Origin of the sequence: Streptomyces sp. NBC_00859 (assembly GCF_045161865.1) — a bacterium.
Classification (GTDB): domain Bacteria; phylum Actinomycetota; class Actinomycetes; order Streptomycetales; family Streptomycetaceae; genus Streptomyces.
Map to the genome: position 1 here is coordinate 7,108,899 of NZ_CP108826.1, position 23,824 is coordinate 7,132,722.

The window sequence follows — 23,824 nt, forward strand, 5'->3', positions numbered from 1 at the left end:
TTCACAGCTGGCCGACAGCGGTGATCCGGACGACCGCCCGCCCCTCCTCGTCGGAGGCCGCGAGATCCACCTCCGCGCTGATGCCCCAGTCGTGGTCGCCGTTCGGGTCGGCGAAGATCTGCCGCACGCGCCACAGCCCGCGCGAGGTGTGCTCGTCGTCCGCTTCGATGATCAGCAGCTTGGGGCCGCGCGCGTCCGGGCCCGTGCCCAGGTCGTCGTACTCGTCCCAGTAGGCGTCCATCGCATCGCCCCAGGCGTCCTCGTCCCACCCCGCGTCGCCGTCCAGTTCGCCGAGCGCGGCCACATTGTCCAGCGCCGCGAGCTCCACCCGGCGGAACATGGCATTGCGCACCAGCACCCGGAAGGCGCGGGCGTTGGCGGTGACCGGCTTGACCTGGTCGGCCCGTTCGGCGGCCTGCTCCGCGGTCTCCACCTCGGGGTTGGCGAGCTGCTCCCACTCGTCCAGCAGGCTGGAGTCCACCTGGCGGACCAGCTCGCCCAGCCACGCGATGAGGTCCTGGAGGTCCTCGGACTTCAGGTCGTCAGGGATGGTGTGGTCGAGTGCCTTGTACGCGCCCGCGAGATAGCGCAGCACGATGCCCTCGGTGCGGGCGAGCTCGTACTGCGAGGTGAACTCGGTGAAGGTCATGGCGCGTTCGTACATGTCGCGGATGACCGACTTCGGCGACACCGGGTGGTCGCCGACCCACGGATGACTCGTGCGGTAGACGTTGTACGCGTGCACGAGAAGCTCTTCGAGCGGCTTGGGGTAGGTGACCTCCTGGAGCCGTTCCATGCGCTCCTCGTACTCCATCCCGTCGGCCTTCATCTGCCCGATCGCCTCACCGCGCGCCTTGTTCTGCTGGGCGGCGAGGATCTGGCGCGGGTCGTCCAGCGTCGACTCGACCACCGAGACCATGTCCAGGGCGTAAGAGGGGGACTCGGCGTCCAGCAGGTCGAACGCGGCCAGCGCGAAGGTGGACAGCGGCTGGTTGAGCGCGAAGTCCTGCTGGAGGTCGACCGTGAGCCGGATGATGCGGCCCTCGGCGTCCGGGGTGTCCAGCTGCTCCACGACATCGCCGTCCAGCAGCGAGCGGTAGATCGCGATGGCGCGGCGGATGTGCCGCAGCTGCGCCTTGCGGGGCTCGTGGTTGTCCTCCAGGAGGTGCCGCATCGCGTTGAAGGCGTTGCCCGGCCGCGCGATCACCGAGAGCAGCATGGTGTGGGTGACCCGGAACCGTGAGGTCAGCGGCTCCGGATCGGCGCCGATGAGACGCTCGAAGGTGGTGTCGCTCCAGGCGATGAAGCCGTCCGGGGCCTTCTTGCGGACCACTTTGCGGCGCTTCTTCGGGTCGTCGCCCGCCTTGGTGAGCGCCTTCTCGTTCTCGACGACGTGCTCGGGGGCCTGGGCGACGACGAAACCGGCGGTGTCGAACCCGGCCCGGCCCGCGCGGCCCGCGATCTGGTGGAACTCCCGGGCGCGGAGCGTGCGGACACGCGTCCCGTCGTACTTCGTCAGCGCGGTGAACAGCACAGTGCGGATGGGGACGTTGACGCCCACGCCCAGTGTGTCGGTACCGCAGATGACCTTCAGCAGGCCCGCCTGGGCCAGCTTCTCGACCAGCCGGCGGTACTTGGGGAGCATGCCCGCGTGGTGAACGCCGATGCCGTGGCGCACGTAGCGCGAGAGGTTCTGGCCGAACTTGGTGGTGAAGCGGAAGTTGCCGATGAGATCGGCGATCCTGTCCTTCTCCTCGCGGCTGCACATGTTGATGCTCATCAGCGACTGTGCGCGCTCGACCGCGGCGGCCTGGGTGAAGTGCACGATGTAGACGGGCGACTGCTTGGTTTCGAGCAGCTCGGTCAGCGTCTCGGTGATCGGAGTCAGCCGGTACTCGTACGAGAGCGGGACCGGACGGCTCGCGGAGCGGACCACGGAGGTCGGCAGCCCGGTGCGCCGGGTCAGGTCCTCCTCGAACCGGGAGACGTCACCGAGCGTCGCGGACATCAGGATGAACTGCGCCTGTGGCAGTTCGAGGATCGGGATCTGCCACGCCCAGCCCCGGTCGGGCTCCGCGTAGAAGTGGAACTCGTCCATCACGACCTGGCCGATGTCGGCGTACTTGCCGTCGCGCAGCGCGATCGAGGCCAGCACCTCCGCAGTGCAGCAGATGACCGGGGCGTCCGCGTTCACCGACGCGTCACCGGTGAGCATCCCGACGTTCTCGGTGCCGAAGAGCTTGCACAGGTCGAAGAACTTCTCCGAGACGAGGGCCTTGATCGGCGCGGTGTAGAACGTGACCTTGTCCTGAGCCAGCGCGGTGAAGTGCGCGGCGGCCGCCACCAGGCTCTTTCCCGAACCGGTGGGGGTCGAAAGGATCACATTGGCTCCGGAGACCACCTCGATCAGCGCCTCCTCCTGAGCCGGATAGAGCGTGATGCCCTGACCCTCCGCCCACGACGAGAAAGCCTCGAAGAGTGCGTCGGGATCGGCGGTCGTGGGGAGCTGATCGATAAGGGTCACGCCTCCATCTTGCCTGCCTTCCCGGCTCAAGGGGGAACCGGCTGTCCGCGGGAAGATCATGAGCGATACGCTTCCCTCTCGAACGGTGCTCAACTGGGCTCAGCACAACGGAAAACGGGGCGGAACGAACCATGATGGGACCCGCGCACTCGCTGTCAGGAGCAGCAGCCTGGCTGGGGGTGGGGGCGGCGGCGACGGCGTACGGGCATCCGATGCCGTGGCCGGTCCTCGTGGTCGGAGCGCTGATCAGCGCCGGGGCGGCGCTGGCACCGGATCTGGATCACAAGGCCGCGACGATCTCCACGGCGTTCGGCCCGCTGTCCCACGGACTGTGCGCCGTCGTGGACGCGCTGGCGGGCGTCGTCTACAAGGCGACGCGAGGCAAGGGCGACCCCCGCAAGGCGGGCGGGCACCGGACGCTGACACACACCTGGCTGTGGGCGGTCCTGCTGGGCGCCGGGGCCTCCGCCCTGGCGATCTACTGCGGTCGCTGGGCGGTCCTCGGCATCCTCTTCGTCCACGTGGTGCTCGCCATCGAGGGACTGCTCTGGCGGGCCGCGCGCCCGTCCAGCAGCACCGTGCTCGTCTGGCTGCTCGGCGCCGCGGGCGCGTGGATCCTGGCCGGGATCCTGGACCAGCCGGGCAACGGCTCGGACTGGCTCTTCACCGAGCCGGGCCAGAACTACATGTGGCTGGGGCTTCCGGTCGTTCTGGGCGCCCTGATCCACGACATCGGCGACGCCATCACGGTCTCGGGCTGCCCGATCTTCTGGCCGATACCGCTCGGCCGCAAGCACTGGCGCCATGTGGGCCCGCCCAAGTTCATGCGGTTCCGGGCGGGCAGCTGGGTGGAGCTCAAGGTGCTGATGCCGGTGTTCATGGTGGCGGGCGGGGTCAGCTGCGCGGTAGCGCTCGGGGTCATCTGAGCGAGCCGGGAGCGGCGCCGCCCCCGGCTCCTGCTCTCACCCGTGCCAGGTGCGCCACAGCGCCGCGTACGCCCCGTCCGCCGCGACCAGCTCGTCATGGCTGCCCAGCTCACTGACACGGCCCTCCTCGACCACGGCGATCACATCCGCGTCGTGCGCCGTGTGCAGCCGGTGCGCGATCGCAACCACCGTGCGCCCTTCGAGCACCCGGGCCAGCGAGCGCTCCAGGTGCCGGGCCGCCCGCGGGTCGAGCAGCGACGTCGCCTCGTCGAGTACCAGGGTGTGCGGATCGGCGAGCACCAGCCGGGCCAGCGCGATCTGCTGTGCCTGCGCGGGAGTGAGTGCCAGTCCGCCCGAACCGACCTCGGTGTCCAGCGCCCCGTCCAGGGCGCGGGCCCATCCGTCCGCGTCGACCGAGCCGAGCGCCGCCCACAGCTCGGCGTCATCCGCGCCCGCCCTGGCCAGCAGCAGGTTGTCGCGCAGCGAACCCACGAAGACGTGGTGCTCCTGATTGACCAGCGCGACATGCTCCCGTACCCGCTCCGCGGGCATTCCGGAGAGTTCCGCGCCACCCAGGGTGACCGTGCCGGTACGAGGTGCGTAGATCCCCGCGAGCAGCCGCCCCAGCGTGGACTTGCCGGCGCCGGACGGTCCGACCAGTGCCATCCGGGTGCCCGGCGCGACGTCCAGGGTCACCCGGTGCAGTACGTCGACCCCCTCGCGGTAGCCGAAGCGCACCGCGTCGGCGCGCACCGTACGTCCGTCCGGACCGGCTTCCCCGTCGCCCGAGTCCGGCTCGATCTCGCGTACTCCGACGAGCCTGGCCAGCGACACCTGGGCGACTTGAAGCTCGTCGTACCACCTGAGGATGAGCCCCACCGGATCGACCATCATCTGAGCGAGCAGCGCCCCCGTGGTGAGCCGGCCGACGCTGATCCAGCCCTGGAGCACGAACACCCCGCCGAGCATCAGCACCGCGCCGAGGATGGTCACGTACGTGGCGTTGATGACAGGGAAGAGGACCGACCGCAGCCACAGTGTGTACCGCTCCCAGCTGGTCCACTCCTTCACGCGGCGTTCGGACAGCGCCACCCGGCGCGCGCCGAGGCGGTGCGCCTCGATGGTCCGCCCGGCGTCCACGGTCTCGGCGAGCATCGCGGCGACCGCCGCGTATCCGGCGGCCTCCGAACGGTAGGCGGACGGCGCCCGCTTGAAGTACCACCGGCACCCGGCGATCAGCACCGGCAGCGCGATCAGCACGGACAGGGCGAGCGGCGGCGCGGTGACGGTCAGCGCACCGATCAGCAGTCCCGCCCACACCACACCGATCGCCAGTTGGGGCACCGCTTCGCGCATCGCGTTCGCGAGCCGGTCGATATCGGTGGTGATGCGCGAGAGCAGGTCACCTGTGCCCGCCCGTTCCAGTACCCCGGGCGGCAGTGCGACGGAGCGTACGAGGAAGTCCTCGCGCAGGTCGGCAAGCATCTGCTCGCCGAGCATCGCACCGCGCAGACCGGTCAGCCGTACGAAGCAGGCCTGGACGGCCAGTGCCACGGCGAACACCGCCGCGACGCGCCCCAGATGCAGATCGGGGTTCCCGTCCGACAGGTCCTCGACGAGACCACCCAGCAGATAGGGGCCGGCCAGCGAGGCGATCACGGCGATCGCGTTGGCCCCGATGAGCACGGCGAAAGCACGCCGGTGGCGGCGCAGCAGCTCGCGTACATAACTCCGGACGGTCGCGGGTGTGCCGACGGGAAGGGTCGCCGCCGTCTGCGGTGCGGCCGGGTCGTGGGACGGTGGCGCGAGGCCGATCATGCCGACTCCTCGATATCTGCGAAAGCCTGCTCGGTGGGTGGACCGGGCCGGTCCGCCCGGCCGTCCGGTGCCGGCCCGGACACCACTGGTGCGGCGGGCCCCGGCAGCCCGTCACCCGCATCGTCGGAGCGCCGGGTGACGACCGCGCGGTACCGCTCGTCGCCGTGCAGCAGTTCGCGGTGCGGACCGGCGGCGGCGACCACGCCCCCGTGCACGAAGACCACCCGGTCGGCGTGGTCGAGCAGCAGGGGAGACGAGGCGAAGACCACGGTCGTACGACCCGCGCGCAGCTCCTTCACGCTCCGGGCGACCCGCGCCTCGGTGTGTGAGTCGACTGCCGACGTCGGCTCGTCCAGCACCAGTACCTCCGGGTCGGTCACCAGTGAACGCGCCAGTGCCAGCCGCTGCCGCTGGCCGCCGGAGAGTGAGCGTCCGCGCTCGGTGACCTTGGTCAGCATGGGATCACCGCCCGGCTCGACGGCAGCCTGGGCCAGCGCCTGCAGGACGTCTGCGCACTGTGCCGCCTCCAGCGCTTCCCCGGCCGGCACCTGGCCGGACGACGGGACGTCGAGGAGCTCGCTGAGTGTGCCGGACAGCAGTACCGGGTCCTTGTCCTGGACCAGGACGGCAGTACGGGACGTCTCCAGCGGCAGTGCGTCGAGTGGGACCCCGCCGAGCAGGACCGACGGCAGCCGCTCCGCGTCCTGCACGGCCGTGGCATGCCCGCCGAGACGCTCGGCCAGTACGCCCGCGGCGTCCGGGTCACCGCACACCACGGCGGTGAACTCACCGGCCGGTGCGAGCATTCCGGTCACCGGGTCGTAGAGATCACCGCTCGGCACCACCCCGGACGCCGCCCGGCCGTCCGGGCCGCAGCCGGTCCTGTCCTCGCAGGAGGAGCGCTGCAGCGCCAGGACCCGCGCCGCACGCTTCGCCGACGGCCGGGAGAAGGAGTACGCCATGGCGATCTCCTGGAAGTGCCGCAACGGGAAGAGGAGCAGCGTCACCGCGCTGTACACGGTGACGAGCTGACCGACCTCGATCCGTCCTTCGGAGGCCAGCCGGGCGCCGTAACAGACCACCGCGATGAGCAGCAGCCCCGGCAGCAGGACCTGGATTCCCGAGATCAGCGCCCACATACGGGCGCTGCGCACGGCGGCCCGGCGCACTTCCTGCGAGGCGCCGCGGTAGCGGCTGAGGAAGAGCTCCTCGCCGCCGATGCCACGCAGTACCCGAAGACCCGCGACGGTGTCGGCGGCCAGCTCGGTGGCGCGGCCGGCCTTGTCCCGCTGGACGTCGGCCCGCGCGGTGGCACTGGAGAGCAACGGCAGCACGGCCAGGGCCAGTACGGGCATGGCGAGGGCCACCACGATGCCGAGCGAGGGCAGATACAGCAGCAGACCGGCACAGATGATGACCAGCACCGTCGCCGCGGCGAGGAATCGCGAGAGCGCCTCCACGAACCAGCCGATCTTCTCCACGTCGCCGGTCGACACCGCCACGACCTCACCCGCGGCGACCCGCGTGGTCAGCGCCGAACCCAGCTCGGCGGTCTTCCTGGCGAGCAGTTGCTGCACGCGGGCCGCAGCGGTGATCCAGTTGGTGACCGCTGTCCGGTGGAGCATCGTGTCGCCCACCGCGATCACCGCGCCGAGCAGCATGATCAGTCCGCCGGAGAGCGCCAGGCGCGCGCCGGAGCGTTCCACCACCGACTGGACCGCGAAGCCGACCGCGAGCGGCAGTGCGGCGATTCCGCACTGGTGCAGCAGTCCCCAGGCGAGCGACCTGCACTGGCCCCCGAGCTGATTCCGGCCGAGCCAGTACAGGAAACGGGGACCTGACCTGACGTCGGGATCGCCTGGATCTGGATAGGGAAGATCGCGAATCTGCATGGCGTCCCAGAAGTCGTTGAGGGGATCAAACCGTGCAAGGTTCGCGCTGCACCACGGGTCGGGGCAATTGATTTTCCGCCCAGTGGTACGGAACAGGACGAAAACCCGTCAACCGTGCTGGGGGGCGCCGGGTTCCGGGCGGGTCGCCCGCTCCAGCTCCAGCAGGACGGAGTAGTAACCGCGGCCCGTAGCACGGTCCATACCCACCTCGCACATCCGGTTCGCCGACAGGTGCGCGTCGAAGTCCCTGGCCGTGACCTCGGCTGCTTCCGGTGCCGTCGCTGCGGCGGTGAGCTCCTTGTGGAGCATCCCGCGGTCCCCGGCGAAGGCGCAGCAGCCGAGGTCCTGGGGGACCACGACCTCATCGGCGCAGGCCGCGGCGACGGTCCTCAACTGCTCCTCGTCGCCGAGGTGTCGCATGGAGCAGGTGGGGTGGAGCACGGCGGATCCGGTCCTGCGCAGCACGGTGAGTCGGGGGAGCAGCTCATCGGCGGCCCACACGACCGAGTCGACGATCCTCAGCTCGCTGTGCAGTGCACGGTTGTCGCCGGTGAGATACGGGACCACCTCGTGTGCGATGCCCAGAGTGCAGGATGACGCGTCCACGATCAGCGGATACTTGCCGCCGCCGGTCCATCCCCAGGCAGCCTCGACGATGCGGTTGGCCATCACGGCGCCGGCCTCCTCGTACCCCTTGGAGTGCCAGATCGTCGCGCAGCAGGTCCCCGCCACATCGTCCGGAATCCACACGGGGCGTCCGGCCCGCCCGGCGAGCGTCACGACGGCCCGGGGGAGTGAGGGCCCCTGGAACCCGGCCGGTTCACCGAAGATCCGGTTGACGCAGGCCGGGTAGTAGACGGCGGTCGCACCCCGCCGGGAGGTGCGCGGGAGCCTGCGGGCGGCGGCTCCCGGGATTTCCGGCAGCCACTCCGGCACCAGGTCCTGACGGACCGCCTTGCGTGCGAGACCGGTGACGGACGCCAGCAGCCGGTCGCTGATCCGGTCCGCCGCGCCGACCGCGAGCCGCGCCGCCGCCTCGACCGTTCTGAAGTTCCGCGCGGTCAGTGCGGCCATCCGCTCTTCGCGCGGGGTGTGCCGCCGGTGCCGGAAGTCCTTCATCATCGCGCCGGTGTCGATCCCCACCGGGCAGGCGAGCTTACAGGTGGAGTCGCCCGCGCAGGTGTCCACCGCGTCGTATCCGTAGGCTTCCAGCAGGCTGTCCTCGACCGGTGATCCGGACGGCTGGCGCATCATCTCGCGGCGCAGCACGATGCGCTGGCGTGGTGTTGTCGTCAGATCCTGGCTGGGGCAGGTCGGTTCGCAGAAGCCGCACTCGATGCAGGGGTCGGCGATCGGTTCGACCCCGGGGATGGTCTTGAGCCCGCGCAGATGGGCCTCGGGGTCCCTGTCCAGGACGATACGCGGTGCGAGGATGCCGTCGGGGTCGATGATCTGCTTGGTGCGCCACATCAGCTCCGTCGCCTTCGGGCCCCATTCGAGTTCCAGGTAGGGAGCGAGGTTCCGGCCGGTGGCGTGCTCCGCCTTGAGCGAGCCGTCGAAGCGTCCGACGGTGAGCCGGCAGAACTCGTCCATGAACGCGGCGTAGCGCGCGACGTCCCCCGGCACCGCGGCGTCGAAGGCGAGCAGGAAGTGCAGATTGCCGTGCGCGGCATGACCGGCCACGGCTGCGTCGAAGCCGTGCCTGGTCTGCAGTTCGAGCAGAGCCGTACAGGCGTCGGCGAGTTTCGAAGGCGGAACCGCGAAATCCTCCGTGATCAGCGTCGTGCCGGGCGGGCGGGCACCGCCCACCGCGGTGACGAACGCCTTGCGCGCTTTCCAGTACCCGGCGATGGTCTTCGGGTCGCGCGTGAACGTGTTGGTCACCGACGCGACGGGAGCCACCAGATCAAGCCTGTCGAGGACTGCGGCCGCCGCCCGTTCGTACGCCTTCCTGCCCTTCTCGTCCGGCGCCCGGAACTCGACCAGCAGCGCCGCGGTCTCTTTCGGCAGCGCGGCCCAGTCGGCGGGTACCCCCTCCACGCTGACCGAGGCGCGCAGCGTGTTGCCGTCGATCAGCTCGACGGCCAGTGCCCCGGCCTCGTTGAAGAGCGGGACCGCGGCGGCCGCCGCACGCAGGGCCGGGAAGAAGAGGAGCGCCGTGGAGAGCTCGCGGTCGAGCGGCAGGGTGTCGAAGACGACCTCGGAGATGAAGCCGAAGGTGCCCTCGGAGCCCACCATCAGCCCGCGCAGGATCTCGACGGGGGTGGCGCCGTCCAGGAAGGCGTCGAGTCGGTATCCGTTGGTGTTCTTGATCTCGTACTTGGAGCGGATACGGGCGTCCAGCACCGGGTCCGCCTCGATCTCGGCCTTGACCGAGAGGAGCCCCGCGCACAGGCCGGGCTCGGCGGCTGCGAGAGCGTCGTCGGCGGCCGGGTCCGCCGTGTCCACGACGGTGCCGCCCGGCAGGACGAAGGTCAGTGAGGCGAGTGTGCGGTAGGAGTTGCGGGTGGTGCCCGCCGTCATGCCGGAAGCGTTGTTGGCCACGACACCGCCCAGAGTGCAGGCGATGGCGCTGGCCGGGTCCGGGCCGAGTACACGGCCGTACCGTGCGAGCGCGGCGTTGGCCCGCACTACGGTGGTACCCGGCCGGATGCGGGCCCGCGCACCGTCGTCCAGCACCTCGATGCCCGACCAGTGCCGGCGGACGTCGACGAGGATGTCCTCGCCCTGGGCCTGGCCGTTGAGGGAAGTTCCCGCGGCACGGAAGACGACCTGGTGTCCGTTGTCCCTCGCGTACGAGAGCACGGCCGAGATGTCGTCGATGTCCTCGGCGATCACCACGACCGCGGGGACGAAGCGGTAAGGGCTGGCATCGGAGGCGTACCGCACGAGGTCGGAGATCTTCGAGAGCACCTTCTCCTCGCCCAGCAGCGCCGCCAGACCGCGGCGCAGCGGCTCGGGCGTTCCGGCCGACCGCGTGTCGGGCACCCGGTCGGGTGACGGCACCCTGACCGTACGCGGACGGAGAGCGCCGGGTTTCGGCTCCAACAGCGGCATCAGAGAGTCTCCTCGGAACGGAGGACGGCGGGCGGCGTACGGCAGACGACTGGCGAACGGACGGATGCGCGGACGGACACGCGGCCGACGGGGTGAACGGCCGGCCGGCCGTCAGCAGTGCCGGTCGGGGGCGCTGTCCAACAGGGTGGACAGCAGTTCGCCGAGAGCTTCCCGCTGGCCGGTGGCCAGTGGAGCGAGGATCTCCTCGGCCGCCCGGCGCCGCGCGTCGCGCAGCGCGCGCAGAGTGGCCCGGCCGCTGTCCGTGAGCTCGATCCGCACCACCCGGCGGTTGCTCGGATCGGCCACCCGCCGGACGCTGCCACTCTCCTCCAGGGCATCGACGAGGCTGGTCACGGCGCGCGGCACCACTTCGAGCTGCTGGGCGAGGTCGGCCATTCGCGGCGGCTCGGCGCAGTGCGCGACCGTGCGCAGCAGACGGGACTGCGCGGGTGTGATGCCGACCGGTTCCAGATGCTGTTTGTGGATCCGGTGGAGCCTGCGCGTCAGCCGGAGGAGCTGCTCGGCCAGCAGGCCGTCGGCGTCGGGGGCACCGGAAGGGGATGACATGCGGGAACAATATCAGGACTATGTACATTGTGAGCATAGGTAACAATGGACTATGCTCGTCGGACTCCGCTCCGGTACGTCCGGCGCGACCGCTTCGCCCACGTCCGGTGCGACCGCTTCGCCGCCTCTCGTGACGGCTCCCCCGACGGCCCGGTGCTGTCCCCTCACTGCCGAAGGAGCTCATGAAACCCGAACGCCCCGACTGGACACCGCCGCTCCGCGACGCCGGGCAGCCACCCGCCGAGGTGCGGCGCATCGTCCGGCTCTTCCGCCCCTACCGGGCGCGCCTGGCACTCGTCGGACTCCTGGTCTGCGCTTCGTCGCTGGTCTCGGTCGCCTCGCCGTTCATGCTGCGCGAGATTCTGGACACCGCGATCCCGCAGGGCCGTACCGGTCTGCTGAGCCTGCTGGCCCTGGGCATGATCGCGACCGCCGTCGTGAACAGTGTCTTCGGAGTCCTCCAGACCCTGATCTCGACCACGGTCGGGCAGCGCGTCATGCACGACCTGCGCACCGCTGTCTACGCCCAGCTCCAGCGGATGCCGCTCGCCTTCTTCACCAGGACGCGCACCGGTGAGGTCCAGTCCCGCATCGCCAACGACATCGGCGGCATGCAGGCGACGGTCACCTCGACCGCGACATCCCTGGTCTCCAACCTCACGGCCGTCATCGCCACGGTCGTCGCCATGGTCGCGCTCGACTGGCGGCTGACGATCGTGTCCCTCCTGCTGCTCCCGGTGTTCGTCTGGATCAGCCGCCGGGTCGGCCGCGAGCGGAAGCGGATCACCACCCAGCGGCAGAAGCAGATGGCGGTGATGGCTGCCACGGTCACCGAGTCGCTGTCGGTCAGCGGCATCCTGCTCGGGCGCACCATGGGCCGCTCGTCCTCGCTCACCAGTAGTTTCGCCGCGGAGTCCGAAGCGCTCGTCGACCTCGAAGTGCGCTCCAGCATGGCCGGCCGCTGGCGGATGTCGACCATCGGCATCGTGATGGCCGCGATGCCGGCTGTCATCTACTGGGCGGCGGGTCTGGCGCTCCAGGAGGGCGGGCCCCAGGTCTCCATCGGCACGCTCGTCGCTTTCGTCTCGCTCCAGCAGGGCCTCTTCCGGCCGGCGGTGAGCCTGCTGTCGACCGGTGTCGACATGCAGACATCACTCGCCCTCTTCCAGCGGATCTTCGAGTATCTGGATCTGCCCGTGGACATCACGGAACCGGAACATCCCGTCCCACTGGGCAGCGTCCGCGGTGAAGTGCGCTTCCAGCAGGTCGATTTCGGCTACGACGAGAAGAGCGGGCCGACCCTGGAGGCCATCGACATCGAGGTGCCCGCGGGCGGCAGCCTGGCAGTCGTCGGCCCCACCGGTTCGGGGAAGTCCACTCTCAGCTATCTGGTGCCCCGGCTGTACGACGTGACCGGCGGGTGCGTCACGCTGGACGGCGTCGACGTACGCGAACTCGACTTCGCCACACTGGCGCAGGCCGTGGGCGTCGTCTCGCAGGAGACCTATCTCTTCCACGCGTCGGTCGCCGACAACCTGCGCTTCGCCAAGCCGGACGCCACCGACGCGGAACTCCAGGAGGCGGCCAGGGCCGCGCAGATCCACGAGCACATCGCCTCACTGCCCGACGGATACGAGACGCTCGTGGGCGAGCGCGGCTACCGTTTCTCGGGCGGCGAGAAGCAGCGCCTGGCTCTGGCCCGTACGATCCTGCGCGATCCGCCGGTCCTGATCCTCGACGAGGCGACCAGCGCCCTGGACACCCGTACGGAACACGCGGTGCAGCAGGCCATCGACGGCCTCTCGGCGGGCCGCACCACCATCACCATCGCGCACCGGCTCTCCACGGTCAGGGACGCCGACCAGATCGTGGTGCTGGACGCGGGCCGGGTCGCCGAACGCGGCACGCATGAGGAGTTGCTGGGGATGGACGGCCGGTACGCGGCGCTGGTACGCCGGGACGGCGAACTGGCCCCGACCGTCTGATGTCCCGCCTCCCCGCACCGGGTCAGGCGGCTGACGTGCCGAGGGGAAGGCGGCCCCGCGAGCGCTCCAGCAGCCGCAGGATGTCCCGGACCGCGACCCGTCCGGCGCGGTTGGCTCCGATGGTGGAGGCCGAGGGTCCGTAGCCGATCAGATGGATCCGCTCGTCCAGGACCGCGCGGGTCCCGTCGAGCCTGATCCCGCCGCCCGGCTCGCGGAGCCCCATGGGCGACAGGTGATCGATGGCCGGTCGGAACCCGGTGGCCCAGAGAATGCTGTCCGCCACCACGGTGCGCCCGCTGTCCCAGACGACCCCCTCCGCCGTGATCCGGTCGAACATGGGCTGCCGGTCGAGAACACCCCGGTCCCGGGCGGCGCGGATCGCGTCGTTCACCGGCAGCCCGGTCACGGAGACGACACTCTGCGGCGGCAGTCCTCGGCGTACGCGTTCCTCGACCCTCGCGACCGCCTGCCGCCCCCACTCCTCGTCGAACGGCCCGTCCCGGAACACCGGCGGTCGCCGCGTCACCCAGGTGGTCTCCGCCGCGACGTCAGCGAGCTCCATCAGATGCTGGGTCCCGGAAGCCCCACCGCCGACCACCACGACCCGCTGCCCGGCGAACTCCTGCGGGCCGCGGTATCCCGAGGTGTGCGACTGCCGCCCGCGGAAGGTCTCCTGACCCGGATAGTGCGGCCAGAAGGGCCGGTCCCAGGTACCGGTCGCGCTGATCACCGCACGGGCGGCCCACACACCCCGGGACGTCTCCACCCGCAGCAGCCCGCCGTCGCCCTCACGTACCGCGCCGACCCGGACCGGCCGGTGCACCCGCAGACCGAAGGCGTCCTCGTACGCCGTGAAGTAGTCACCGACCACCTCGGACGAAGGGCGGTCACCGTCCGCGTCCGTCAGCTTCATACCGGGCAGCGAGTGCATGCCGTGGACCTTGCCGTACGTCAGCGACGGCCAGCGGTACTGCCAGGCGCCGCCCGGCCCCGGGGCGTGGTCGAGCACGACGAAATCCCGGCCGGGGACCAGCCCGCCGCGCCGCAGATGGTAGGCGCCCGAAAGCCCCGCCTGCCCGGCGCCGACGACCACCACGTCCACTGTCTGTATACCGGAATCGTCCACGCTTCCCCCAACAGCTCAGGGCCGCGGTGTCTTCCCGGTCACCGGCCCCCCGGACTTCCCGGTCACCGTCCCCCCGGACAGGCGGCCGTGCCTCGGGCGCGGGAGAATGGGACACATGCCAGACACCTTCACCACGCGCACCGTGCACATCGAAACCGGCGGCAGTGAGACCGTCACCGACCTGACGGGGGAGTGCGGGGAATTCCTCCGGGAGGCGGCGGCGGGCCGTGACGGCCTGCTCAATGTCTTCGTCCCGCACGCCACGGCGGGCATCGCCATCCTGGAGACCGGAGCGGGCAGCGACGACGACCTCCTCGCCGCGCTGCACAGCCTGCTTCCCGCGGACGACCGCTGGCAGCACCGGCACGGCAGCCCGGGGCACGGCCGCGACCACGTCGTACCCGCCCTGGTCGCCCCACACGCGACCTTGCCGGTGATCGGGGGCCAACTGGAGCTGGGGACTTGGCAGTCGGTGTGTCTGGTGGACACGAACACGAGTAACACCGACCGTCAGGTGCGGCTGAGCTTCCTCGGTTGATGGGTCACCGGGCGGAATTGGCCATATTCGCCCGGCGGGGGCGGGTCACAGGATCTTCCTTCACGCCGCCCAGCGCCCGCCCCCTCATCGTTCAGCCAGACACAGGCGACCGCGAGCGACGCAAATCATGGCCACGAACCAAGATCCGGGCCATTCGCGGTCCTTCACAGCGTGACAGCAGGTTCTTCGTATGCTGGTGGTACATACACCATGGTCACTATGACCAGCCAAAACAGTGGCATTGAGGTCAGCTTCCTGGACACAGCCACTGAGCTTTGCATCGACCGCGGGTACCTGCGCCTGCTTGGGCGCTCCGCCTCCCAGCCCCTTACGCGCGACTCGTTCTCCGGGACCGCACAGGTCATCGCATCCGTCCGGAGTGTGCGGTGTCTCGTACGCGTTGTACCGTACGGCGATCTACTGTTGGTCCAAGGTGCGTGAACCGGGGGCGGGGCGAAAGTGTCGGGTATTGGGCTGGCCGCGGCCATCGAGGAACTGCGGCAGGAGCTGTACGAGGTGCAGCGGCTCGGTGCGCATCAGCAGTTCGGCTTTGGTGTCGAAGAGGCACAGCTGGAATTGCAGCTCGAACTGCGCGAGACCGCCAAGGCGGACGGCAAGCTCGCCTTCGGGGTGGTCGCGGTGGGCGCGGGGGGCGAGCAGTCCAGCGTCCGTACGCACAAGCTGGTGCTGAAGCTGTCGGTCAACGACCGGGCCCGCGGCGGTGCGCGCCCGCAGATCGGCGATGACGAGTTCGGGTCGCTGGACGAGGAGTGACATGGATCGTCGCAGACTGGCGCTGATCCGCAGCGGACGTGGCGGTGAAAGGCGCGCCACCGTCGGCTCCGGCTACCTGGTCGCCCCCCGGCTCGTGCTCACCGCCCGTCATGTGCTGGAGGACCGCGAGGCCGCGGAGCTGTGGCCGGACATCACCGTGTGGGTGGGTCATCACCGCGACGGTGCGACGACGCGTACGCTCGCGGAAGTTGTTTGGACCCACTCGGGCGGACTCGACGTCGCGCTGCTGCGGATCGACGGTGAAATCGATCCGCCCGGCTCCGTCCGCTGGGGTCGCCCGACGGGCAGCGTGCCGCTGCAGTACGAGGGCCTCGGTTACCCATTGGCCGCCAAGGAGGAGACCCGGGACCCGGAGCACCTGCGCGGTGTCCTGCCGGTCCTCTCCGGGGGCAAGGACCGCTATGTCCTCGATCAGGGCCCGGCTCCCACCGCCCGTACCGACGGCCGGAACGCCTGGGGCGGCGCCTCGGGGGCGGCGGTCTTCTGCGACGGTCACCTCGTCGGTGTCGTGACCCAGGTGCCGCATGCCTACGGTGCCCGCCGGTTGATCGCCGTGCCGGTGGCCTCCTTCGCGGGGGACGGTGGCTTCGTGACCCTTGTCGAGGAGCACACCGGCCGGGCTCCCGCGCTCAGTGCGATCGGTGCGCGCCCGCCTGAGGCCCCGCCCGCCGCCGAGCGCCGACCTGACGGGCGTGAACTGGAGGCGTGGCTGGCGCCGCTGTTCCCGCGGCCTGGCGTCCGTGTCGATCACGCTCGGACCCTGGCGCGCGAACTGGGTTACGAGACGCTGGGGTATGAGCCCACCGTCGCTGACCTCGTGGCGCTGCTCATGGCGCATCCCCGGGCGCTCGCGTCCCTCGGCGAAGCCGTCGCGGCCGGCGCGCCAGCGGCGACCAGGGCCGACCTGACTCGGCTATTCGCATGGGCCACGACGTTCGACCGCGCGTCGCTGCTCTCCCTGTACGAGTACGACTCCCTGACCGGTCTGCTGGGCCGTGTCTGCGAGAAACAGCCGTCGTTGCTGCCCCGAACGGCCAGGGAGGCGCTGCCGTTCGCCGCTCTCCCGGACATCCTTACCCGCCCCCGGCTCGGCGAGGACGACATCGGCGCCGTGGTCGAGGGCCTGGAAAACCTGTCCGACGCGGTGAGCGGCGCCGACAGCGCCTTCCCGGTACCGGCTCTCCTGCGGGTCGTCGAGTACGCGGCGGCGGCCGTGGGCGGCGGCCTTGGCGACGACCTGCGTGCGTGGTCGGAGAAGACCGTCCAGCGGCTCGGTGTCGATATGGGGGCCCTGCGCGAGCGGCGTGCGGACGCCGCCCAGTGGGCCAAGCGCGCGCCGTCGCCGGTGTCGCGGATCGTGATGGAGCTGTCGCACGACCCCGCCGCGGGGGAGGAGAGGTACCGGACCCAGATCCTGCACGTCCGGCACGACGGTTCACACCGCGTGCTCAAGGAGGCGGAGGCGAGTCCCAGAACCCCGCAGGAGGTGGCCGGCTGCCTCGAAGCGGCGGTGTCCGCCGCCTCCCGGGAGCCGGGACAGGACGACCAGGCGGTGTGGGTGACCGTCGTGGTCGACCGGGAGGGGCTCGGTCTGGCCGTCGACGAGTGGGAGCCCGCGGCGCTCGACGGCCTCATTCTGCCGTGGCCGATCGGAGGACGTTACCGTCTGTCTCTGAGCTGCCCGGAACTCAACGACCTGATGGCGGCACGCGAAGGCGACCAGGCACGCCGGTGGAAAAACGGCCGCGCGTCGGTGCTCGACACCAGTCGGGCAGTCGACGACGCCTGGCAGCTCCAGGATCTGCTGACGACCAAGCACCGGGACACCGCGCGAGTGGTCCTCCACGGGCCCGCCCACGAGCGCAGGTCCTGGGCGATCCTGTGTCTCGCCCTGGGAGTCCCGGTCGTGCTGTGGGACCGAGACGCCCGCGGCTACGAGGACGCAGAGAGACTGGGGGCTCTTGCTCCTGCAGACGATCTGGACGGACTCGCCGAGCGGGTCCGGCACTTCCGGAGCGGTTCGGCGGCCCGCCCGACGGAGCGGCGGGCACGGCCTGCCCTCGTATGGGAACCGGAAGGCAGTCTCCCGCGGACCGAGCGGCTTCGACTGAGTGACCCGCGGAGAGGATCGTACGCGTCATGACGACCCCAGACCCCCTGGCCGGTACAGGCCCCCGGCTCTCGTCTTCCCACAGTGAAGGCGACGCGTGGTGGCTCTTCCGTGGTGACGGCGAGCGCCGTGAAGTGCCGTTCCCCGTCGCGCCTCCGTGGCGCCGGTTCGACCGGACGGAGACGGCGACCGGCGACGGGGCCCCGTTCCCGCGGCCCTACCTCATCGGCCCCGACGAGGTGCAGGTGGTGAACGCGGCGCTCCACCTGCGCCGCCCCCTCCTGGTGACGGGCCAGCCCGGCACGGGCAAATCCTCGCTGGCCCACGCCATCGCGCACGAGATGACGCTCGGCCGCGTTCTGCACTGGCCGGTGAACAGCCGCTCGACTCTTCAGGACGCTCTCTACCACTACGACGCCGTCGGCCGACTGCGCGAGGCGAGCCTGCGGCGCGACGCGGACGGCCGCGACGCGGACGGCACGGAATTGGACATCGGCCAGTACATCCGCCTTGGCCCCCTGGGTAACGCACTCGTGCCCAGGGAGCGCCCCCGCGTGCTGCTCATCGACGAGCTGGACAAGGGCGACGTCGACCTGCCCAACGACCTGCTGACCGTCTTCGAGGAGGGCGAGTTCACCATCCCCGAACTCGCCCGGCTGCCCGAGAGCCGGGCGCCGGTCCACGTGCGGACCGACGACCTGGACGAGACTGCCCCGGTCACGCGGGGCCGCGTCCGCTGCGCCGAGTTCCCGGTCGTGGTCATCACCAGCAACGGCGAACGCGAGTTCCCGCCCGCCTTCCTGCGGCGCTGCGTCCGTCTCGACCTCCCCGAGCCCGACGAGCGGCGCCTCCGCGAGATCGTCGCCGCGCACCTCGGCTCCGACGCCCTGGACGACGTGGATGACCTGCTACGGGAGTTCCTCGCACGCCGCGCCGAGGGGGAACTGGCCACCGATCAGCTGCTCAACGCCGTATTCCTGCGCAAGGGCGGCGTGAACCTCAACGCGATCTCCCTCCTCCAAGGCGTGCTGCACCGGCTCGGCGGAGGCATGTGACGCCGTGATCTCGCGCGTGACGAGGCTCCTGGCGGAGAGCGGCGCGGACCTCTCCCACGAGGAACTCCTCGACGCCCTCTGGCTCGCCGCGAACCTGCCCCGAGGCTCCGAACCCCTGGCGCGCTCCGCAGACGTGGCCGCCGCGTCCTCGGAGCGGCAAGACGAGCCGCACCACGATGGGCCGACGGTGCCATCGGGCGGGACTGCGAAGCCCGCGTCGGAGCCGGACAGCGCGGAGTCCGCGGAAAAGCAGCCCGCGCGCCCACTCCTGGCCTCGGGGCGACCTGGCCACGACGACGCGCAGGGGCCCGCGAGCCTCTCGCCGGCGGTCGCTCTCCGGATCCCGGAGAGCAGCGCCCTCGGCACCGGGCTGCTCGGGCTCGGCAGGTCTCTGCGGCCGCTGCGGCAGCGCTTCCCGGACCGGCGCCGACAGGAACTCGACGTCAAGCGGACCATTGCCGCCATCGCCGAGACAGGTGTACCCGAGACCGTCACCCGTGCGGTGCGCGGCCGCTGGCTGTCTCTGGCCCTCGTCGTCGACGACGGCGTCTCCATGGTCCTGTGGCAGCGGCTCGCCGCCGACGTCCGGGCCCTGATGGAACGGGCCGGGGCCTTCCGCGACGTGCGCGTGTACGGACTCGACGCGCGCAGCGTCACGCCGTCGCTGCGCACCAGCCCGTACCGCCCCCGCAGCCGGCCTCTGACACCAGAAGCCCTGTGCGACCCGAGCGGCAACACCCTCGTCCTCGTCGTCAGCGACGGCGTGGGTGAAGCGTGGCGGGACGGCAGCATGCGCCAGGTGATGAACCGTTGGGGACGCCGCGGTCCCACTGCGATCGTCCAGACACTGCCGTCCAGGCTCTGGGCGAGCACCGGCATCGGCGCGCGACGCTGGCAGGTGACCACCCAGCGCCGCGGCGGCCCCACGCACGCCTGGCATGTGACCGACCCGGACCTGCCGCCGGACCTTGTCCGCTACGGCTCCGTGCCCGTCCCTGTCCTCACGCCGACCCCTGCGGCCGTCGCCGACTGGGCCGGGCTCGTCGCCTCACCGGGCGGCACCGCGCTCCTCCCGCTGTGGGACGAGGCCCGGCCCGGCTCCGGCCGGATCGTGGACGACGCCCCGAACCACGCCCCGAACCACGCCCCGAACCACGCCCCGGACGACGACGCTGCCGAAGCGGTACTCCGCTTCAAAGAGGCCGCGTCCGCCGAGGCGTACCGGCTCGCGGCCCACATAGCGGCCGTCAGCCCGGTCACGCCGCCCGTCATGCGCTTGGTGCAAGCGGCCCTCGGGCCGCCGACGGACCTCGGCCACCTCGTGGAAGTGTTCCTCGGGGGTTTGATGCACGAGTCCGGCGCCGACGGAAGGGATCCAGCGGACGGGACGGATGGAACCGGCGGAACGGAACGGCTGCCACATCACCGGCGTTACGACTTCACGGACGACGCCCGGGGCCTCCTCCTCAGCGCCGTCTCCCCGAGGGAACTGCTGCGCACCGCCGAGGCGGTGTCGCGACGCATCGAGACCGCGGTCGGCCGCGCACCGGTCTTCCCGGCATGGGTCGGCCACCCGGACGGCGCGGCCGTCATCGAGAACACGGCACGCTCCTTCGGCTGGCTACGGGAGCAGGTGCTCACGAGGCTGGGTATCCCGTCCGTCGCTGATGCTGTGCCGGTGGCGAAGTTGCCACCGGTGCTGCGTGTGCAGCGCGCTCCGAGTGCTCTGCACGTTGAAGGTGAAGAGGCGTACGAAGGCGCAGAGATGTACGACGACACGCGCGACCCGTTCCTGCCCCCAGGGTGGGTGGCGCTGCTCCCGGAGGACCCGGCGCTGCTCGGCCGGTTCCGGCTTCGTGCGCGAAGTGCGAACGGCTGGTCCCACCTGACGATGTATCTGGCCGAGGCCGAGGACGGTGCGCTCTCCATGGTCCGCGCACCGGTCAGCCTGTACGCCCGCGAGCCTGAAACCGCGCGGGATCTTGTCCGGACGGAAGTCGAGTGTCTGTCGCGCATGCGGGGCACGCACACCCCCGACCTCCTCGGTGCGGCGGCGCCTACCGGGGGAGAGCTGCCATGGGTCGCCGCGAGCTGCGTTCACCGTCGCGCGGGCGATCCGTCCTCACCGCCCGCACCGAATCTGCGCGTCGTGCTCGCAGAACACGGAGGGATCGTCCCGGAAGAACTCTTCCTGCGCATCGGCCTCGGTCTCACGGAGGCCGTCGCCCTCGCGCACTCCCGGGGACTCGTGCACGGCTCGCTCTCCTCTCGGGCCGTCCTCGTGACCGACCGCGACGTACGGCTGGTCGGCTGGGCCACCGCGACGGTCGACGGCGTCGACAGCGCTCACCGCAACGTGCTGCCCCTCAGCGACACCTATCTGAAGGCGGACGACGACGGGCGTTCGCTCACGCCGCAAAGCGACATGTACCACGTCGGGGCGCTGCTGCTGGCCTTCCTCTCGGGGCGGTGGAGCGGCCTGAGGACCGACAACCCGGAACAAGGTTTCCTGGCCGGTCCCGGAAACGGTAACCCGGTGCTCCTGCGAACGCTTCGGCGGTGTCTGGAGCGGGACTCCGCCCGCAGACCCTCTGCCACTGAACTGGCCGAGGCGTTCGCGCTTGCGGCGCCCGGACGCGCGGCCCCGGGCTCCGAGGAAACCGCACGGAGGACGAACCGTGGGCCAGTCGGCCCAGCCGCTTCTTCCGAGTCTGGAGGAGAAGAAGCACTGGTCGGGGAACGCTACCGGCTGGTGCGGCAGCACCGCGCCGCAGCGATCTCGATGACGTGGCAGGCGACGGACGAACTGCGGGACAGCCGAGATGTCACTCTCAAAATCTTCACCGGGCCACGGGACGGCGAGGCGTCCGCACGAAGGGACTTCCTTTCCGACGCGAGGCAGCTGGCCGCACTGGACGCGGAGGGATTGGTGCGTGTCAGCGGTTACGGACTGCACGATCATCGTCCGTACCTCGTGACGGATGCCGTCGACGGCGAAGAGCTGCACAACCTGCTGGATAGGTCTTCCGGCGCACTCCCGTTGGAAAGAATCAAGGACATCGGTAGGCAGACCGCGCGGATGCTCGCCGAATATCACCGTCACGGGCTGCTGCACCTGGACATCAGCACCGCGGCCTTGGTGGTGCGCCCTGACGGCCGGGTGCTGCTGACAGATCCCGGTTCGGGCATCCGTGGTCTGACGGACTCTACGGGCGTCGCCTTCGACCACCGAAGTGACCTGTACGCACTGGGTTGTCTGCTCTACGCCATGGCCACGGGCGCCTCGCCCGACATGACCGCGCTCACCCCACGTGAAGCAGGAGACCACCGCCCCCCGCAGCCTCCACCGGAACTGCCCCCCGGCTTCCCTCCCGAGTTCGCGGCGCTGGTCACGGAACTCATGGCCGTCGAGCCCGAGGACCGGCCGGCCACTGCGGTCGAGGTGATGAAGCGGCTCACGAGCGCGGGAACGGATGATGCGGAGCTGATCGCGGTCTATGAGGCAGTGCGCGATGCGGACCCGGATGGTACACGTACCGAGCGCGTACTGCGGGATGTCATCGACGAGGTGCTGGCCGGTGAGGTGACAGGTCGATACGACGTGGAGCAGCTGACCAAGGCGGAGAAGGGGAACCTCGGCGCTTCGGTGGCCATCGCGTTCCAGCGTGCGTTTGTCTTCGAGGACGGTCGCGCGACGGACTTCCGTGTCGCCGGTGTCGATGTGGACATCCGTTACAGCCGCAGGTTCGGCGGCTGGATGTTCGCTCCTGAGATGCTGGACCACGTCTGCCTGCTGGTCTGGGCCGACGACCACCAGAGCCGGTGGAGCGCCGGTTTGCTGCGCGTCAGGCAGGAGTGGCTCACCGCGGGGAGCAACCGGGACATGAAGGCCACGCTGGCTGCCGAGCACCGCGACAAGATTGTCTGGCTCTGGCGGGACGCCGAGCTTGCGGAGAACGTCCTGCTGCACATGTCCGACACCGACCGCGAGGCGGTCTTCAGGAGCAGTTCGAGCCAGCTTCGGCTCAACGAACTCTTCCGGCGTGTCCAAGGGCGCCGAATCGGACGCACGGTGGTCCGCACGGTAGCTCAGCAGAGGGACTACATGAAGCGGATCCGCGGAAACGGTGGATCCCGCACGGCGCTCAGCGGTGCAGGAATCATCATCCTGGGCGACTACAGCGCACACCGGCGTATCGCCGATCAGCTCGGCCTCCCCCTTCCAGGGGAAGGAGAGTTCGTCAGCGCGCGCGTTGTCCCAGCCGTACCCGTGTCTGGCAAGCCTGTTGCGGAGGTGGACGGCCGTCGGTGGTCCCTGGCCTCTCCGGAAGACCCTGAGCACCCCGCCCCGGCGTTGCCTTCGCGGTAGTCGGCGCGCAGTTCGTGCCGGTCGCGCGGCGGATCTCGAATTCCTCGGGTCGCGACGCCGAGTTGCGGTGGAGCTATAAGGATGCGGTGAATCCCCTGTTGCCCGACTCGGTGGCCCGGCCACGAGGGTCAGGCGAAGTCGGGCGAAGTGGCTGACACGTGTGGGGCTGGTCGGTGTGCCGGCCCATCAGGCGTCCAGGCAGACGATGTTGAGTGCGGTCGCGGTCAGCACTTGGGCGAGCCGTATTCTGTCCAGTCCCCGGTATGGGGTGGTCCGCGCTCCTGTGACCCGGCCGGCCTGGTGCATCGTCCCCTCTACGCCGTACCGGACCGCGTAGCGCTCCTTCCACTCGTCACTCAACCTGCGGCAGGTCAACAATCCACCCGATCGTGCAGCAGCGCCCGCAGGCGCCACAGCGCCCTCAACTACCTCTCACCAGTGGAGTTCGAACAACAGCTCCGGGGCGCGCGTCGACCGGCCATGACCTGGCTCCGGGGCCCGGGGGTGCCCCGTGGAGCACGGGCATTGCCGTAGCGTGATCGTCCGCACGGAATCTCAGGCGTCGGGCCGGCCCGTGCGAGGGATACCGGTGGCGAGCGATAGGACCGTGATGAGTGAACTGACGAAGCCCAGGATCGAGGTTCCCGAGGGTGTTGCGACCACCGAGTTGACGATCCGGGACCTCGTGGTCGGGGACGGACTCGAGGCGCAGCCGGGCAGGGTCGTCCAGGTTCACTATGTAGGGGTCACGTTCGCGTCCGGCAGGGAATTCGATTCCTCTTGGGAGCGGGACCGGCCTTTCAAGTTCGCCGTGGGCGGTGGCAAGGCCATCAAGGGCTGGGACCGGGGGGTGAGGGGAATGAAGGTCGGCGGCCGGCGCGAGATCATCGTTCCCCCGCGTCTCGGTTACGGCAGGCAGTCACCCTCTCCGCTGATCCCGGCGGGCTCGACGCTGATCTTCGTCGTGGACCTGCTCACAGTGGTGGGCGTGCCTGGCAGAGCGAGGCCCGGCTCGACCGGCTCGGCCTGAAAGCACGCTCCTGATCGGCTCGTGCCAGGACA

The 23,824-nt window shown here is 70.4% G+C and carries 15 protein-coding genes; 8 read left to right on the forward strand and 7 right to left on the reverse strand.

The genetic code is table 11. The features are described 5' to 3' along the window. Nucleotide 1: 1 nt before the first annotated feature. The gene (locus OG584_RS31350) at nt 2-2,524 is read right to left on the reverse strand and encodes a DEAD/DEAH box helicase (protein ID WP_405782848.1); all 2,523 of its coding nucleotides are present in this window, start codon (nt 2,522-2,524) and stop codon (nt 2-4) included. A 131-nt stretch (nt 2,525-2,655) separates the two neighbouring features. Between OG584_RS31350 and OG584_RS31355 the strand changes: the two genes are divergently transcribed. After that, a complete protein-coding gene (locus OG584_RS31355; RefSeq protein WP_405782850.1) occupies nt 2,656-3,450 on the forward strand; it encodes a metal-dependent hydrolase in 795 nt (264 codons plus the stop codon). 36 nt (nt 3,451-3,486) lie between these two features. Here the strand turns inward: OG584_RS31355 and OG584_RS31360 are convergent, their stop codons facing one another. The 4 genes from OG584_RS31360 to OG584_RS31375 form a co-directional block, all read right to left on the reverse strand. Next, entirely contained in the window at nt 3,487-5,268 is a 1,782-nt protein-coding gene (locus OG584_RS31360; RefSeq protein WP_405782852.1) for an ABC transporter ATP-binding protein, read from the reverse strand. Further along, nucleotides 5,265-7,160 (reverse strand): ABC transporter transmembrane domain-containing protein, encoded by a 1,896-nt coding sequence (locus OG584_RS31365; RefSeq protein WP_405782853.1) that lies wholly within the window; start codon nt 7,158-7,160, stop codon nt 5,265-5,267. Before OG584_RS31365 ends, OG584_RS31360 begins: the two co-directional genes overlap by 4 nt. Before the next feature lie 108 nt (nt 7,161-7,268). After that, nucleotides 7,269-10,217: an FAD-binding and (Fe-S)-binding domain-containing protein gene (locus OG584_RS31370; protein WP_405782855.1), complete on the reverse strand. Its 2,949-nt coding sequence runs from the start codon at nt 10,215-10,217 to the stop codon at nt 7,269-7,271. 111 nt (nt 10,218-10,328) lie between these two features. Next, nucleotides 10,329-10,784 carry a MarR family winged helix-turn-helix transcriptional regulator gene (locus tag OG584_RS31375; RefSeq protein ID WP_405782856.1) on the reverse strand — a complete coding sequence of 152 codons (456 nt, stop codon included), beginning with the start codon at nt 10,782-10,784 and terminating at the stop codon, nt 10,329-10,331. Between the two features lie 182 nt (nt 10,785-10,966). Here OG584_RS31375 and OG584_RS31380 point away from each other — a divergent pair, with 182 nt between their 5' ends. Next, on the forward strand, nt 10,967-12,769 hold the full coding sequence (locus OG584_RS31380) for an ABC transporter ATP-binding protein (RefSeq protein ID WP_405782858.1): 1,803 nt from the start codon (nt 10,967-10,969) through the stop codon (nt 12,767-12,769). Between the two features lie 22 nt (nt 12,770-12,791). On the opposite strand, the gene OG584_RS31385 is transcribed toward OG584_RS31380, so the two are convergent. After that, nucleotides 12,792-13,880: an NAD(P)-binding domain-containing protein gene (locus tag OG584_RS31385; RefSeq protein WP_405784381.1), complete on the reverse strand. Its 1,089-nt coding sequence runs from the start codon at nt 13,878-13,880 to the stop codon at nt 12,792-12,794. Between the two features lie 130 nt (nt 13,881-14,010). Here OG584_RS31385 and OG584_RS31390 point away from each other — a divergent pair, with 130 nt between their 5' ends. The 5 genes from OG584_RS31390 to OG584_RS31410 all read left to right on the forward strand — a co-directional run bounded on the left by OG584_RS31390 (nt 14,011) and on the right by OG584_RS31410 (nt 22,762). Next, the gene (locus OG584_RS31390; RefSeq protein ID WP_405782860.1) at nt 14,011-14,433 is read left to right on the forward strand and encodes a YjbQ family protein; all 423 of its coding nucleotides are present in this window, start codon (nt 14,011-14,013) and stop codon (nt 14,431-14,433) included. A gap of 459 nt (nt 14,434-14,892) precedes the next feature. After that, entirely contained in the window at nt 14,893-15,207 is a 315-nt protein-coding gene (locus OG584_RS31395) for a trypco2 family protein (protein WP_405782861.1), read from the forward strand. Between the two features lies 1 nt (nt 15,208). Then, a complete protein-coding gene (locus OG584_RS31400; protein WP_405782863.1) occupies nt 15,209-17,371 on the forward strand; it encodes a trypsin-like peptidase domain-containing protein in 2,163 nt (720 codons plus the stop codon). Then, nucleotides 17,368-18,393 (forward strand): AAA family ATPase, encoded by a 1,026-nt coding sequence (locus OG584_RS31405; protein ID WP_405782864.1) that lies wholly within the window; start codon nt 17,368-17,370, stop codon nt 18,391-18,393. Before OG584_RS31400 ends, OG584_RS31405 begins: the two co-directional genes overlap by 4 nt. Before the next feature lie 16 nt (nt 18,394-18,409). Then, nucleotides 18,410-22,762 carry a NaeI family type II restriction endonuclease gene (locus OG584_RS31410; protein WP_405782866.1) on the forward strand — a complete coding sequence of 1,451 codons (4,353 nt, stop codon included), beginning with the start codon at nt 18,410-18,412 and terminating at the stop codon, nt 22,760-22,762. Nucleotides 22,763-22,948: 186 nt separating this feature from the next. Here OG584_RS31410 and OG584_RS31415 read toward each other — a convergent pair whose 3' ends face one another. After that, nucleotides 22,949-23,122 carry a transposase gene (locus OG584_RS31415; protein WP_405782867.1) on the reverse strand — a complete coding sequence of 58 codons (174 nt, stop codon included), beginning with the start codon at nt 23,120-23,122 and terminating at the stop codon, nt 22,949-22,951. Between the two features lie 250 nt (nt 23,123-23,372). Here OG584_RS31415 and OG584_RS31420 point away from each other — a divergent pair, with 250 nt between their 5' ends. Then, nucleotides 23,373-23,792, forward strand: a complete 420-nt coding sequence (locus OG584_RS31420) for an FKBP-type peptidyl-prolyl cis-trans isomerase (RefSeq protein WP_405782869.1) — start codon at nt 23,373-23,375, stop codon at nt 23,790-23,792. Nucleotides 23,793-23,824 lie beyond the last annotated feature (32 nt).